We start from the raw sequence: 14,591 nt of genomic DNA on the forward strand, positions 1-14,591 counted from the left end.
TTCCTCTTATCAGCTCTGCCATTTACAGCCTATATCCTTCAATACCTATCACTAGGCCAGTAACGATTGCCCATAAAAAAGCGAGCCCTTGACTATTAGTATTAATATCAAGGGCTCGCTATTTATGTTTTTAATCCGGCTAATCGAATGCCGAGGGCAAGCGCTTAAGTAGCACGCTTAAGTCGAGTGCTTAGGCCTCGATATCATCTTCAGCATCGGCGTCGACTAACTCGGCCCACAGATCGTGCTCGTCCGAGTGAGTGATCACAGCGCGGACTAACATGCCGGGTTCGAGTTCGGTTTCACCGTTGATAAATACCATGCCGTCGATTTCTGGGGCATCGGCGAAGCTGCGGCCAATGGCACCTTCTTCGTCTACGTCATCGATCAGAATATCCATAGTGCGGCCAACGAAACGGGCTAAACGCTCGGCGCTGATCTCGGCTTGGACTTCCATAAATCTGTGGTATCTGTCTTCCTTCACGTCTTCGCTGATCAGTTCAGCTATGGTGTTGGCGACTGCGCCTTCCACTTCTGAGTACTTGAAGCAGCCGACGCGGTCGAGGCGCGCTTCACGCAGGAAGTCGAGCAGCATTTCGAAGTCTTCTTCGGTTTCGCCAGGGAAGCCCACGATAAAGGTTGAGCGGATCACCAAGTCTGGGCAGATTTCGCGCCAGCGTTGGATGGCTTCTAACTGGCGGTCAACACGGCCTGGACGCTTCATCATTTTCAGGATGCGAGGGCTGGCGTGCTGCATTGGAATGTCTAGGTATGGCAGGATTAAGCCTTCGGCCATCAAGGGGATCAGATCGTCAACCCATGGGTATGGGTAGATGTAATGTAAACGTACCCAAGCGCCCATCTTACCCAATTGGCGGGCAAGGCTAGTGATGTCTTGCTTAACTGGCATACCGTTCCAGAAATCGGTGCGGCCGCCCTTGTCTTTGCCGTAGGCAGAGGTGTCTTGGCTGACGACTAAAATCTCTTGCACGCCCGATTCAATCAAACGCTTGGCTTCATCTAATACACTACCCGCAGGGCGGCTGTCTAAATCGCCACGCAGTGCTGGGATGATGCAGAAGGTACAACGGTTATCACAACCTTCTGAAATTTTTAAATAAGCATAATGCTTAGGCGTTAACTTAACCCCAGTTTGCGGGATTAACGAGGTAAATGGGTTGTGCGCTGGTTTTGGCACGTACTTGTGTACATGCTTTAACACGGCTTCGTAACTGTGTGGACCCGTGATTTCGAGCACGTCTGGGTGCACTTCACGGATTTGGTTTTCCTTGGCGCCTAAACAGCCTGTCACGATCACTTTGCCGTTTTCTTCTAGGGCTTCGCGCACCGCATCTAAGGATTCTTCAACCGCCGCATCGATAAAACCACAGGTGTTGACGATAACCAGATCGGCATTGTCGTAGCTGTTGGTGACTTCATAGCCGTCGATGCGTAATTGGGTCAGAATGCGCTCTGAGTCCACTAGGTTTTTTGGGCAACCCAAAGACACGAAACCGATGCGATTCCCGGTAGCACTTTCGGCATTAGCTAAGTCAGCACTCGCTGCTTCTAATGTCTTGGCTGGGGTCTCAAGCGTGGTTGTTTGCTTAGGATTAAAAGTTTCAACTGTCATGGTGTCTCGCTGATGCTGATAAAAGAGCGCCGTAAAAAGAGCGCGGATTATACCTGAAGTGATTAAAAGGTACAGTGTCTTTGGGTGAAAAGTGTACAGCCAAGAGGGCGTTTCTACCAGTCGTGGCGCGGTAGAGTCCGCTGCTCTGTTATCCCGCCGCATTTCATCTTGGGCGAATGGCTTTAAGGTTTGAATGGCTCAGTGCACTGCCGCTCGAAGCCGATTTAAAAAATTTTCAAAAAAATTAACCCTTTTTATTTTTGCCTGCGTTTATAGGGGTAGTTTGCATGATGCGTGGCTATCGTAACGGACGACAAATCGGGCTGTTACATATTGGTGCTGTTACATATTGGTACAGCGAGTCGCACTTTTAGCCGATAGCCGCCGCGTCAGAACCACGGCAGTCTCGCCTTAAATGATTTAGTTGGAGTTAACAATGAAGCATTCTCTTTTAGCTGTATTAGTGGCTGGTGGTCTTTTTTCTGGTGTGTTTGCTGCGAAAGCGATAGCCGCCGACGTAGATTTTCCCCATATTGAAACCATGGGGGTGAGCCAAATTCAGGTTGAGCCGGATATGGCCGAGCTTAATGTCGAAGTGGCCGTTACCGAGAAAGAGGCTAAGGCCGCTAAGGATAATTCGGATGCCGCAGTGGCGAAATTTATCGCCCGTTTAACCGCCGCGGGCATTACCAAGGAGCAAATCCAAAGCGCTAACTTAAATCTGCAGCCGCAATATGTGTATGCCCAAGATAAGGCGCCAGAGCTGAGTGGTTATACCGCGAGTCGCCAAATCACAGTCACCATTCGCGATTTAGCCCGCTTAAATACCATTTTGGACTCCGCCTTAGAGGAGGGGATTAACAGGGTCAATAATATCGCCCTTAAGTCGAGCAAAGAGGCCGAGTATGTGGCCAAGGCGCGCCAAGCGGCGATTGTCGATGCTAAGCAAAAAGCTGAAAGCTTAGCCAAAGGATTTGGGGAGAACTTAGGTAAGGTATGGCAAATTCGTTATTACGATCAACGTCCTGTGCAACCCGTGATGTTACGTATGAATGCCAAGGCCGATGCCATGGGCGCCGCCGAAAGCTATCAATATGGCCAAGTCACAATCGAAGACAGAGTCGAAGTGGTTTATAAACTCAAATAAGTCATAACGAGATGCAATGGATGGAGACTCTTTGGCTCATCCATTGTTGTTAGGGGGGGGAATCGGCTAAATTCTGAGTCAACACTATACAATATTGCATGTTTTAACAGAGTAAAGGCACTAAATACTGGCAAAAATAGCTATTTATCCCCACACTAAGAGAGGATAAGGTTATGGAGGCCTATGATGGATTTTCCCCCTAGAATCAAGCAACAAACCTGCATGGACTGCTTAAGTGGTAAATCACTCGGATTTGAAATTCGTATGGCATTTCAGCCAATCATCGATTGGCCAAATCAGCAAATTTATGGTTATGAAGCCCTAGTGCGCGGCCCAAATGGCGAAGGCGCCGCTTGGGTGTTTGAGCGCATAAATGAAGGCAATAAGTACTATTTTGATCAAGCTTGCCGAGTAAAAGCTATTGAAACCGCTGCTAAGCTTGGCCTTGATAAAGTTTTAAGTATCAATTTCTTACCTAATGCCGTTTATAACCCAGAAACCTGTATCCGCGCCTCGATTGAAGCGGCCGACCTCTTTGGTTTTAATATTCATAACATCATGTTTGAAGTCACAGAGGGTGAACAGATTGTCGATAGAGCCAAATTAAGTCGTATTTTTGAAAGTTATGCCAAACGGGGATTTATCACCGCCATCGACGACTTTGGCAGTGGCTTTGCTGATTTGAGTTGGTTGGAATTTTTGCGCCCTCAAGTATTAAAACTCGATATGGAGTTGATTAGAGATATCCATTTAGATACTCAAAAGCAGTTGGTGATTGACGAGGTACTAGGGATTTGTAGCACGCTTAACACTCAGGTGTTGGCCGAAGGGGTCGAGTGTAAAGAGGAGTTAGACTACCTAAGCGAGCGTGGTATAGCCTATTTTCAAGGCTACTATTTCGCCAAACCCCAACTCGAGCATTTAACCAGCTTTGAGACATTGGATTGTTATTCTGCGCTGTAGCATTGATTTATTGGATTAAATTGATGCAAGTGTCTTGCGCTAACGCTGAGGCGTTACATTGCGTGTATCGGTTCTTAGCCAACTGATATATCATGCGCGCCCCTTAATTGCCTATGGCTCCTGTTTGCCGCTATGTCTTCTAACGCGCTTTATACCGATCTATCCGGTTATTACGATTTAATGTGCTCCGATATTAACTATCAACAACAGAGTGCGAGCATCCATCGATTGCATCAGTTCTTAGGGAATAATGGTAAACAACACCTTGATTTAGCCTGTGGCACTGGCCCACATGTACGGCATTTTATCGACCTTGGTTATCAGTGCAGTGGCCTGGATATTAATCAGCCGATGCTTGATATGGCCATGCGTCGTTGCCCTGAGGCCCAGTTTAATCTGCAAGATATGACCGCCTTTTATCTTGAGCAGCCAGTCGATTTAATTACCTGTTTTTTATATTCCATCCATTACAGTGCGGGCATAGAGCGCCTTAAGAGTTGTATCGCCAGTGTGCACCGCGCCCTGAATGACGGCGGGATATTTTGTTTTAACTCAGTTGATAAGCACCGCATCGATAACCGCTTATCGATTAAGCATTTTGCTGAGTTTGAGGGGCACCATTTTGCCTCTGAATCTGGCTGGCATTACAGTGGTCAAGGCGAAAACCAGTCATTAAACCTGAGTATTGCAAAGAGTTTGCAGCCTTTTACTCAACAGGCTGATGTAGACGCCGATGCCGATACATCTGCGCATCAGTCTGAGTTATGGCAAGACCAACATACTATGGTCGCCACCAGTTTTGCGGAGCTGCAAGCGTTACTCGCGCCATATTTTGAAGTGCATATCTTTGAGCTCGATTATGAAAAAATCGTCCCATGGGATTTTAGCTCGGGTAATGCGCTGTTTGTCTGTGTGAAGATTTAACCTTGGGTTGAGGGTGTGGCAACTTTCTTTATTTCCATCCGTCTTCTTTAGCTTATTTAGACTGTTGATGGTTTCTTTATAAAATCAAAGTCGTGGGGCTTCATCTCACACTTGTTTATGTAGATGTATAGTTATTGCGGCCTAACGGCCGAGGTGAATCAAAGTCGTGGGGCTTCACCCCACACCCGACCAAAAGGGGAAAAACGCCTGTTCCCCTTTTGGAAATCCCCCGGCGTCCCTAGCGAAGTTACATGCATTGGTTAGTGGCTTCGTGCTTATTCGAAAATCGCTAACGCTTCCGATGGGGCGTCCCTTCCCCCCGAAAGCTACGCAGACGTCCTGTCTGCGTCACGCGCTATCCTTTTAATAAAGAGTCTTCAACGCCCTTCAGCAACTTCGCAGGGGATGGTTGACTTCTGTGATCTCGGTGTTTGCTGTTAATCCCTAAAGAGTTATGCCTGTCCTATCTTTCGGGTTGAAGGTGTGACAACTTTCTTTACTTCCATCAGTTTTCTTTAGCTTATTTAGACTGTTGATGGTTTCTTTATAAAATCAAAACCAAAGTCAAAGTCGTGGGGCTTCACCCCACACCCGACCAAGAGGGGATCAACAGCAATTCCCTCTTGGATCTCCCTTGCCGCCCCCAACGGAGTTGAAAGCCCCTTGTGCTCATAGCCAAATTTGCTATCGCTTCCGAAGGATGCGTCCCTGCACCTGCGAAAGCTAGCTTGCCATCCATGGCAAGACTCACGCAATTTGTCTATTCGCCCTGCGGCAACTCCGAGGGGAGGTGTACTTCTGTGGGGGCGGTGTCAGCGGTTAATCCCGAAAGAGTTATGCATGTCCCATCTTTCGAAAGTCGTGGGGCTTCACCCCACACCCGACCAAGAAGGACTGCTCGTCCTATCCTCCTTGGATTCTCCAAGACGCCCCTAGCGAAGTTACATGCATTATAGACTGGCTTCGTGCTTATTCGAAAATCGCTAACGCTTCCGATGGGGCGTCCCTTCCCCCCGAAAGCTACGCAGACGTCCTGTCTGCGTCACGCGATTTTCTTCAACGCCCTTCAGCAACTTCGCAGGGGATGGTGAATTTCTGTCACTCCTGTGTTGGCAGTTAATCCCAAAAGAGTTATGCATGTCCCATCTTTCGTGTCATTTTTTCTCAAACCAAGGTCAATAATCACTCGAAAGTGAGCGTGACAGAATGAAAAAGATAAAAAGATATCAATTGATTACCCATCAAACTGCATAAAAACAGCTACCGTAAAAAAGCAAATTCCTATAGCATCATTTATACCAATTGACATTGATGTGGCAGCGGCCAAGTCCAACAAGCGATTTATGCCCTGCAAACAGCGCAGCGCATAAATACTAAGTCGTTAACTGGCTACACCGCCTCCAGTTTCTGATAAAATGTCATAAATGCAACAAAAATTTGGAAGTATAATGAGTTTAATCAAAGAGATAGAAGATAAAAGAAAAGAAATTTTTACTGACTCTTATCCAATGTCAATTGGCGAGTTAGCAAATCTTTACAGAGATGGTGAAATCAAAATTAACCCTGCTTTTCAACGATTCTATCGCTGGACAGATACACAAAAAGTAAGGCTAATTGAATCAATCCTGCTGGGTATACCTTTACCATCGATTTTCGTTGCTCAACGTGAAGATGGAGTATGGGATTTAGTTGATGGATTACAAAGGGTATCAACAATTTTATCTTTCATGCATGTTTTAAAGAATGAAACTGAGCAACTTGTAGATCCACTTGTATTATCTAAAACTGAATATCTTCCGAGTTTAGAAAATGTTTCTTGGGATGGTCCTAATGAATTAGATGAAAATATTAAAAGAGCATTTAAACGAGAAAAACTAGAAATAAAGATTATAAAAAAAGAAAGTGATGCTAACACTAAGTTTGAATTATTTCAGAGATTAAATACCGGCGGTTCAAATCTATCAGATCAAGAAGTAAGAAATTGTCTCTTAGTTATGCTCAATGAAGGCTTATATCAAACTCTAATGAATATGTCAGCCTATAGTAGTTTTGTTGATTCAATTAGCATTACAGAGCGATTGAATGAAGAACGTTATGACATGGAGTTGGTTTTACGTTTATTATCGTTAGGCTCTGCTAATGAGGGGCAGTTACTTCGCATACCTGATGTTTCTGAATTTTTAACAAATTCACTCAAGGATATGGCATTAGCATCGATTGATTGGGCATTTGAAGAACAATTATTCAAAGATGCATTTGATATTATCTATGCCACCCTAAGTGATAACGCTTTTAGAAAATACAGTAATGGTAGCTATAGAGGTGGTTTCCAACTTTCTGTTTATGAAGTGTTGTCTACCGGTGTATACCTGTATTTAAAAGATCAACGAGACCGTCAAGCGTTACCAGATTTGATTAAAGCAATATCAACAACCTTATGTGCTAATCCAATATTTGATCAATATAGCGGCTCAGGTTCTAAGGCAAACTATCGTTGGCCTAAATTAATACCATTAGCAAAAAATTTATTTTTAAAATGAAAATAAGAACTAAAAGCCAACTCCAAGATGCTATTCAAAATGATAAGTCTTGGCGTATGAAAGAGCTTATAAACACGAAAGGTTTAGTGTCTAATGCTCGTGGTGCTCACGAACATACCCTGATAAGAGCAGGAATATTACTGCTCTATTCTCATTGGGAAGGATTTATCAAAAAGAGTACTGAGTTGTTTTTTGTGTACTTGAACAACTCAGGGTTAAAATATCAAGATCTTAATAAAAACTTGATTAGTCTTGGTATTTACGATCAATTTGAAAATGACTTTCCACATAAACAGTTTAAATCTTACTTAATAACAACTAATTTCATAATTGATGGCATAAAAGATAAGAAGTTTAATCTAAATATAACAAAACACATTGATACAAAAAGCAATTTGAATAGTGAAGTTTTAATTGATCTAACAAGTAAACTTGGCATCGACTGCACCAATTTTCTGAATGAGCGATTTCATATAGATAGTCGATTATTAAAATTTAGAAACAGTATTGCCCATGGTGAACGCACAGACAACAATCCAGATCTATTAATTACAAAAGAAGAGTTTTTTGAATTATTCGATAAAATTAAAGATTTGATTTCAATGTTCGAAAATATGCTCTTAAACCATAGCGAAACAAACGCATATAAAGCCAGTTAACAAAAAATTAGTGTGGGACCACTTCGTGGCCCCACAAGTTGAAGTTATGCTATAGAAAATCATGGGGATGAGTATGTGGGACGACGAGGATCATACAGATTTTAGCTTCAGTGTTTCATTCAAGGGCCCTGCTGAGATCGAGAGGGAAAGAGCAGTCGAGCTATCGAAAAAGCGACCAAGCCTACTGCGGCCAGAAGATGTATTTGATGTAGTGGACGCAGGCTTGGAACTGCAGATTTTCATTCCTGAAGCTATAAGATTGATCGAGAGTGGGTGCTATATTGATTTTGTTGATCCGTATAAGGATGCGTACTCAATCTTGGATGCTCATGCAGCTTACTTTTCAAAAAACCCAAGCCAAAAAAAGCGGTATGAGAAGCTAAAGCTTTGGCGCAAGAATCGTGGAAACTGCATAAGCCCTAAAACTGGCCGAGCAAGGAAATCATATAGTAGCGAGGCGTGTGCTAACGATGCAGTCAGGTGTATGGCTGATTCTTATGGGCAGCAAGTGGCAGTGCAATGTGATTTTTGTGGGGAGTGGCATTTAACCCCTGCATCACGCCATACTCCAAGTAAAATATGCGGATATTGCACTGACGGGGATGGAAACAGCAAGCAGCTGTATTTTAGCAGGGAAGGCGCAATGAAAAGAGCGAAAATCATAGCTAATGAGCGTGGCTTGCATTTGGAGCTATATAGATGCCCACATGAAGATGGGTGGCATCTGACCAAGGGATAGGCATAACAAATAAGGATAGGCCGCGCGTAGCCGCGACCTTATCCCAAGTGTTGAACAAGCCCGATGTTGATTGTTGATACTTTATTATGCAAATAGCGGATAGTTAATCAGGCCACCCAAGATAAAATAAGAACAGAATGCACTTTCTGTTGGCATTCAAGGTGACGAAAAGTCACTTAGCCGTTAAAAGGCTAGCGAAGTAGGGTTACAAAGGATGATGACTGACTAAATTGACCTAATTTGGCTGAAAAAACAATATTTTTAGTAAAACAAGCCCAACCCATTGCCTCGTTGGAGGTCTTGAAGGAACGAGCAATGAAACAGGCTTGAAATCAGCCAGCGTTAAGGTACCGACAGCATTTAGCAAAGTGCCATCGTCGCTTCTCTAAATGCTCGCAGTAATCGGTCAGTTCTTGCAGCGTCCCCACAGGAAAGATGGGACAGGCACAACTCTTTCGGTATTTAGCGGCAACGCCGAGAGCACAGGAGTTCACCTCCCCTCGGAGTTGCCGCAGGGCATTTGCGTTCGTTGCGTGAGCGAGGCATGGATGCCGAGATAGCGTCAGTCGAATCAGGGACGAGCGTCTGACGCGATAGCATAAGGACGCTTAATGCCCAAGGGGCTTTCAACTCCGTTAGGGGCGTCTTGGAGCATCCAAGGAGGATAGGACGAGCAGTCCTCCTTGGTCGGGTGTGGGGTGAAGCCCCACGACTTTGATCCAAACGAAGTTTGGACAATTGTTAGTCTTGCCTCCTAAGACTTATTCTTAAGAAAATAACTACTCAATTCAAACACAGTTTTCGAAGCAAACAAAAAGGCGCCTAAGCGCCTTTTCTACATTCTGAGGTTGAGGAAAAACTCCCTACCTCATCGAAATCTGATTAAACAATCAGATCATACTCTTCACGTAGGATCTTAATAATATCTGCCTTTGGATTGGCTGGTAGCGGGATTGCCGCGCCAGTCACCTTCTCGGCGATGCCGGTGTAAGTACGTGACACATTCATCATGGCCTCTAATGGCAGGGCATTATCACGGGCGAGGGCTTCGCGCTCTGGCATTCTGTCTTTGTTAAGCAGAATATCCGGATCAGGGAAATGATTTAACAGGAACTGGCGGAAACCTTCCTTAGAGTTTTCAAGGATTTTACCATCGCGGTAGGCGGCGCCGTCCCAAATACGGGATGAATCTGGGGTGCCCACTTCATCCATATAGATCAGTTTTGAGTTACCGTTTTTATCGGTCACATAACCAAACTCGAACTTGGTGTCCACAAACACTTGGTCAAGGTCGGCTAGGGCTTTAGCGATCACCTTAAAGCCGTCTTTTAACAGCTTCTCGTACAGGTCGATATCTTCTACCTTTTCAAAACCAAAGGCTTGATAGTTGGCTTCGATATCGCTGCGGCTGATGTTCACATCGTCCTGCGCGGGCACACCTGGGATACCAGTTAAAATACCTTTGGTCGAAGGGGTGATCAGTAAATCTGGCAGCTTTTGATCTTTCTCTAAGCCTTCTGGCAGTGTGATACCGCAGAATACGCGCTCGCCCTTAGAGTAGGCGCGCCACATTGAGCCAGTGATGTATTGGCGGCAAATGGCTTCGACTTTAATCGGGCGGGCTTTTTGGACTATCCAAACGAAGGGATGCGGAATATCTAAAATATGGCTGTCGGCTAAACCGTTTTCGGCAAATAGCTTAAACCAATGATTAGAAATGGCATTTAATGCCGCGCCTTTACCAGGAATGCCTTTTAATCCGCCTTCACCGTGGAAGATGCAGTCGAAGGCTGAAATACGGTCGCTAATCACCATAATGGCAAGCGGTGTATCTTCGGGCACATTGTAGCCCTTGGTTTGAATTAAACGGCGGCTGTCGGCGTCGGTTAGCCAGTAAACGCTACGTACCTTGCCGCTATGGACTGGGCTGTCGGTGCGGATGGGTAAATCGTTGTTTACGGCTAATACGGAATCAGCAAGACTCATGACGAGTATTCCTTTGGATAGAGAGTGTAGGGACGAGTTTTTTATTCGTTGCGGTGTGCTTAAGCCGTAAATGCTTTGCCACCTTTTTATTATTGACCAATAGCTTATTGCTAAGTGCGCACAAGAGATTGGCGAGGTTAAAACGTAAAGCGAATAGGATATTTTCGGGCGATAGGCAGAAGAGAGAAGGTCGGGATAAGGGGGAAAAATAGCACGCAGAGCAAGGTTGGCGCCAGAAGGAGTCTGGTCTGTTCAAGCGGGGGAACCCCGTGCCATTTTGCTCGAAAAGGCTAACCATTAATCCGAGAGAACCTTGTTAGACAGCCGCGAAAAGTGGCGCCATTTTACCTTTATTCGCAAAATTTTCCACGGCTATTTATGCACATCTGTGCGGCGTGTCGGTGTAAATTGGGGAGGGGATCAATGTGGCAGCTGAAAATACTTCCCATGAAGCCCGAGCAGAGGAATCGCGAAGTTTGAGTTTATAGTGTGACTCGCTAAGCCTTAGAATGACATTAATCCCAATATAGGCATGCAGTTAGCGCTGTAAATCGGGGTAATATTGATGGCCTGAATAAAGCGAGTGCCTGAGCCCCCATACCGCGTGGCTTTTTGTGTTAACACCTATTTTTTGTGAATTGAAAAACACAGTTTGCCCATCAGACCCTAACATAAGGCATAAATAAAACATATCGAGGTAGTAGATGACTGAACCCAAAACGCCGATGATGGCGCGTGCCGCCTCCGAAGGGCGGTATTTTTTCTCGAAGCAATTTATCGCCTTAGCCGAATGCCAAACCCAGTGGCAGGATCTGGAGTTTGAAGAGTGCGAGTTCCACGATTGCCAATTTAGCGATAGCACATTCCGTAACTGTAAGTTTATCGATTGCCGTTTTGTGGGCTGTAATTTGAGCCTGCTCAAGGTGCCCTTAAGCCAATTTAACGGTGTGAGTTTTGAAGAATGTAAGCTGGTGGGCATAGATTGGACTCGCGCTGCTTGGCCGAGATTATCCTTTGCGGCGCCTTTTAGTTTTAGAACCTGCATCTTAAACGACTGCTCTTTTATGGGGCTTACGCTCGATGAAATGGTGCTCGAGGGCTGTAAGGCACAGGATGTGGATTTCCGTGAAGGTAAGTTTAATCGCGCCAACTTTAGTTACAGCGATTTTCGCCATAGCTTATTCGGCCGCACCGAGTTGATGGAGGCAGATTTCTCCGAGGCGACCGATTACGATATCGATATTTTTAATAATAAAATTAAAGGTGCTAAGTTTAGCCGCGACGAAGCCGTTCGTTTACTCAATGGCTTAGAGATCACGCTTGTCGATTAAGCTGCCATTTTACCGAGCTTGTTTTGGTAATTTTTTAGATTTTTTTAGGGTGTTTTTTATCTCAAAATTTAGGCGGGTTAAGCCCTAAATGACTCGCCAATTCAATTGATCCTATTCACAAATTTTTAGAGTATTTTTAACTTTTAGTTGCCGCAGATCACACCAAACTTGCCTATGTGGTTTACCACAATAGCCGCATACCTCTTTCGAGATAACAATTACCCTGGAACAGCAAAATGCCAACGTTTTTTAAGGCATTGGCATTAATAACTAAAAACCTGTGAGCAGATTTAGCCCTTTAACCGCAGTGGTGACAAAAAGCCTAAGTTTGCGTGTGCCAATTGGCGCATAAGGGTGGATGAGTGTGATGGAGGTAACCATGATTGAGCTTAATAGGCGAACCTTTTTAAAGGGCGCAGGGGCCAGCGGTGCAACGTGCGCCTTGGCTAGCCTGTTGCCAGGCAGCTTAGCGGCATTAGAAAGTAAGCAGCTGAAGGGAATGGGCAAAGAAATTGCCAGTATCTGTGAGATGTGTTCGACCCGCTGCCCGATTTCAGCGCGGGTGATTGAAGGTAAAAACGTCTTTATCAGCGGCAATAAGGCGGCTAAATCCTTTGGCGGTAAAGTCTGTGCCCGCGGTGGTGCTGGCCATAGTTTACTTTACGATCCACAGCGGATTGTGAAACCACTCAAACGGGTTGGCGAGCGCGGCGAGGGTAAGTGGGCTGAAATCAGTTGGGATGAAGCCTATCAACTAATTGCCGATAATCTCAATAAAATCAAGCAAGCTCACGGCCCAGAGGCGGTAGCGTTTTCCTCAAAATCCGGTTCGCAAGAAAAACACCTATTCCACCTCGCCACGGCGTTTGGTAGCCCAAATACCTTTACCCATGCCTCAACTTGCCCAGGTGGTTATGAAATTGCCGCTAAGGCCATGTTTGGCACTAAGGTAAAGCGCGACTTAAGCAACTCCAAATACATCATTAACTTCGGCCATAACCTGTACGAAGGCATCAACATGTCCGAAACCCGTGGCATGATGGCGGCGCAAATGGATAAAGGCGCCAAGCTGGTGGTATTTGAGCCAAGATTCTCAGTGGTTGCCGATAAAGCCGATGAATGGTACGCGATCCGCCCCGGCACCGATGTGGCCGTCGCTTTAGCCTTATGTCATGTATTGATTGAAGAAAACCTTTACGACAAGGCCTTTATCGAGCGTTATGTGGAAGGTTTTGATGCCTTCGCCGCCGAAGTAAAAGCCTATACCCCAGAGTGGGCCGAAACCGTTTCCGATGTGCCCGCCAAAGACATTCGCCGTATTGCCCGTGAATATGCCGCTAAAGCGCCCCATGCTGTAGTGGATTTTGGTCACAGAGCCACCTTTACCACCGAAGAGTTTGAAATGCGCCGCGCGCTTTACGCTGCCAACATATTGATTGGCAATATTGAGCGTAAGGGCGGTATCTACCTAGGTCAAAAGCCTAGCGATTATAACAAGCTCGCGGGTGAAGATGTGTCGCCTGTGCTGGGTAAACCCGGCGTGAAAGATATGCCAAAACCAGCGGCAAAACGTATCGACCAAGTGGAAGAGCAGTACGCCATGATGTGGTCATCGGGCGGGATTTATCAAACCATCCTCGATGCGACCTTAAGCGCTGTGCCTTATCAGTTACATGGCTGGGTGATGTCCCGCACTAACCCTATGCAAACCATGACCGATAGAGCGCGCGTGGTTGAAGCTTTGAAAAAGCTCGACTTTGTTGCCGTGTGCGATGTGTATATCAGCGAAACCGCCGCCTATGCCGACGTGATTTTACCTGAGTCAACTTACCTTGAACGCGATGAGGAAATCGCCGACAAGTCAGGTAAAAACCCTGCCTACTATGTGCGCCAACGGGTAGTTGAAACCTTAGGGGATACTCGTCCTTCATGGCAAATCTTTAAGGATATTGGCCACAAACTGGGCCTGAGTGAATTCTACCCTTGGGACAACATGGAAACCCTGCAACTGTTGCAGGTAAACCGCGACACAGATCTGCTACGCCGGATCAAAGACGAAGGTTTTGTCAGCTTCGGTAAGCCGATAATGCTGCGCGAACCTAAAATGGTGGCCGAATTTACTAAGGCTTACGCCAATGCCAAACCCGTGGATGAAGACGGCACCTACGGCAGTTTACTCAGCTTTAAAACCCCAAGCGGCAAGATTGAATTGACCTCAGCCAAGGTTGAAGCCATGGCGCCAGGACGCGGGGTGATTAAGTTCCGCGAAGTGCAGCTTAAAAAGCCTAATGAACTCTACTTTATCCAAGGTAAGGTTGCGGTACATACCAATGGCGCGACCCACAATGTGCCCATGCTGGCGAATTTGATGTCGGATAACGCCGTATGGGTTCACCCAGATACCGCGAGTAAATTAGGCATCAGCAATGGCGATCCTATCCGCTTAACCAGCAGCGTAGGTACAGAGGAAGGTCATGCGTTAGTCACCCCAGGCATTCGCCCCGATACCGTGTTTGCTTATATGGGCTTTGGCTCTAAAAACAAAGAGTTGGTCAGAGCGACAGGCAAAGGTATCCACTGCGGAAACTTATTGCCCCACGTTACCGCACCTGTGTGTGGCATGACAGTACACACCACTGGCGTCACGCTGGCAAAACGCTAATTGGAGG

The 14,591-nt window shown here is 45.8% G+C and carries 10 protein-coding genes; 8 read left to right on the forward strand and 2 right to left on the reverse strand.

Annotation, left to right across the window (positions count from 1 at the left end):
* Positions 1 to 190: 190 nt before the first annotated feature.
* Positions 191 to 1,633, reverse strand: coding sequence for a 30S ribosomal protein S12 methylthiotransferase RimO (gene rimO / locus EYR25_RS01945; protein WP_133178335.1), 1,443 nt, complete (start codon positions 1,631 to 1,633; stop codon positions 191 to 193).
* Positions 1,634 to 2,069: 436 nt separating this feature from the next.
* Here rimO and EYR25_RS01950 point away from each other — a divergent pair, with 436 nt between their 5' ends.
* The 6 genes from EYR25_RS01950 (at position 2,070) to EYR25_RS01985 (ending at position 8,605) form a co-directional block, all read left to right on the forward strand.
* The gene (locus tag EYR25_RS01950; RefSeq protein ID WP_133178336.1) at positions 2,070 to 2,780 is read left to right on the forward strand and encodes an oxidative stress defense protein; all 711 of its coding nucleotides are present in this window, start codon (positions 2,070 to 2,072) and stop codon (positions 2,778 to 2,780) included.
* 186 nt (positions 2,781 to 2,966) lie between these two features.
* Positions 2,967 to 3,743 (forward strand): EAL domain-containing protein, encoded by a 777-nt coding sequence (locus tag EYR25_RS01955; RefSeq protein WP_039978445.1) that lies wholly within the window; start codon positions 2,967 to 2,969, stop codon positions 3,741 to 3,743.
* A gap of 132 nt (positions 3,744 to 3,875) precedes the next feature.
* Positions 3,876 to 4,667, forward strand: coding sequence for a class I SAM-dependent DNA methyltransferase (locus EYR25_RS01960; RefSeq protein ID WP_133178337.1), 792 nt, complete (start codon positions 3,876 to 3,878; stop codon positions 4,665 to 4,667).
* A gap of 1,448 nt (positions 4,668 to 6,115) precedes the next feature.
* Positions 6,116 to 7,207: a DUF262 domain-containing protein gene (locus EYR25_RS01975; protein ID WP_207953673.1), complete on the forward strand. Its 1,092-nt coding sequence runs from the start codon at positions 6,116 to 6,118 to the stop codon at positions 7,205 to 7,207.
* Positions 7,204 to 7,866, forward strand: coding sequence for an MAE_28990/MAE_18760 family HEPN-like nuclease (locus tag EYR25_RS01980; RefSeq protein ID WP_133178339.1), 663 nt, complete (start codon positions 7,204 to 7,206; stop codon positions 7,864 to 7,866). Before EYR25_RS01975 ends, EYR25_RS01980 begins: the two co-directional genes overlap by 4 nt.
* A 73-nt stretch (positions 7,867 to 7,939) precedes the next feature.
* Entirely contained in the window at positions 7,940 to 8,605 is a 666-nt protein-coding gene (locus EYR25_RS01985; protein WP_133178340.1) for a hypothetical protein, read from the forward strand.
* A gap of 882 nt (positions 8,606 to 9,487) precedes the next feature.
* On the opposite strand, the gene EYR25_RS01995 is transcribed toward EYR25_RS01985, so the two are convergent.
* Entirely contained in the window at positions 9,488 to 10,591 is a 1,104-nt protein-coding gene (locus EYR25_RS01995; RefSeq protein ID WP_133178341.1) for a phosphoribosylaminoimidazolesuccinocarboxamide synthase, read from the reverse strand.
* A gap of 704 nt (positions 10,592 to 11,295) precedes the next feature.
* On the opposite strand from EYR25_RS01995, the gene EYR25_RS02005 reads away from it, so the two are divergent.
* Positions 11,296 to 11,922 carry a pentapeptide repeat-containing protein gene (locus EYR25_RS02005; RefSeq protein WP_133178342.1) on the forward strand — a complete coding sequence of 209 codons (627 nt, stop codon included), beginning with the start codon at positions 11,296 to 11,298 and terminating at the stop codon, positions 11,920 to 11,922.
* A gap of 379 nt (positions 11,923 to 12,301) precedes the next feature.
* Positions 12,302 to 14,584: a thiosulfate reductase PhsA gene (gene phsA / locus EYR25_RS02010; RefSeq protein WP_133178343.1), complete on the forward strand. Its 2,283-nt coding sequence runs from the start codon at positions 12,302 to 12,304 to the stop codon at positions 14,582 to 14,584.
* Positions 14,585 to 14,591: the final 7 nt, after the last annotated feature.

Origin of the sequence: Shewanella decolorationis (assembly GCF_004354305.1) — a bacterium.
In the GTDB taxonomy this organism is placed as follows: domain Bacteria; phylum Pseudomonadota; class Gammaproteobacteria; order Enterobacterales; family Shewanellaceae; genus Shewanella; species Shewanella decolorationis.

Bases quoted from the DNA above. Each gene is read 5' to 3' on its own strand.
- EYR25_RS01980 (WP_133178339.1), top strand. From the start codon at position 7,204: ATGAAAATAAGAACTAAAAGCCAACTCCAAGATGCTATTCAAAATGAT.
- phsA (WP_133178343.1), top strand. From the start codon at position 12,302: ATGATTGAGCTTAATAGGCGAACCTTTTTAAAGGGCGCAGGGGCCAGC.
- EYR25_RS01950 (WP_133178336.1), top strand. From the start codon at position 2,070: ATGAAGCATTCTCTTTTAGCTGTATTAGTGGCTGGTGGTCTTTTTTCT.
- EYR25_RS01985 (WP_133178340.1), top strand. From the start codon at position 7,940: ATGTGGGACGACGAGGATCATACAGATTTTAGCTTCAGTGTTTCATTC.
- EYR25_RS01995 (WP_133178341.1), bottom strand. From the start codon at position 10,591: ATGAGTCTTGCTGATTCCGTATTAGCCGTAAACAACGATTTACCCATC.
- EYR25_RS01975 (WP_207953673.1), top strand. From the start codon at position 6,116: ATGAGTTTAATCAAAGAGATAGAAGATAAAAGAAAAGAAATTTTTACT.
- EYR25_RS01960 (WP_133178337.1), top strand. From the start codon at position 3,876: ATGTCTTCTAACGCGCTTTATACCGATCTATCCGGTTATTACGATTTA.
- EYR25_RS02005 (WP_133178342.1), top strand. From the start codon at position 11,296: ATGACTGAACCCAAAACGCCGATGATGGCGCGTGCCGCCTCCGAAGGG.
- EYR25_RS01955 (WP_039978445.1), top strand. From the start codon at position 2,967: ATGGATTTTCCCCCTAGAATCAAGCAACAAACCTGCATGGACTGCTTA.
- rimO (WP_133178335.1), bottom strand. From the start codon at position 1,633: ATGACAGTTGAAACTTTTAATCCTAAGCAAACAACCACGCTTGAGACC.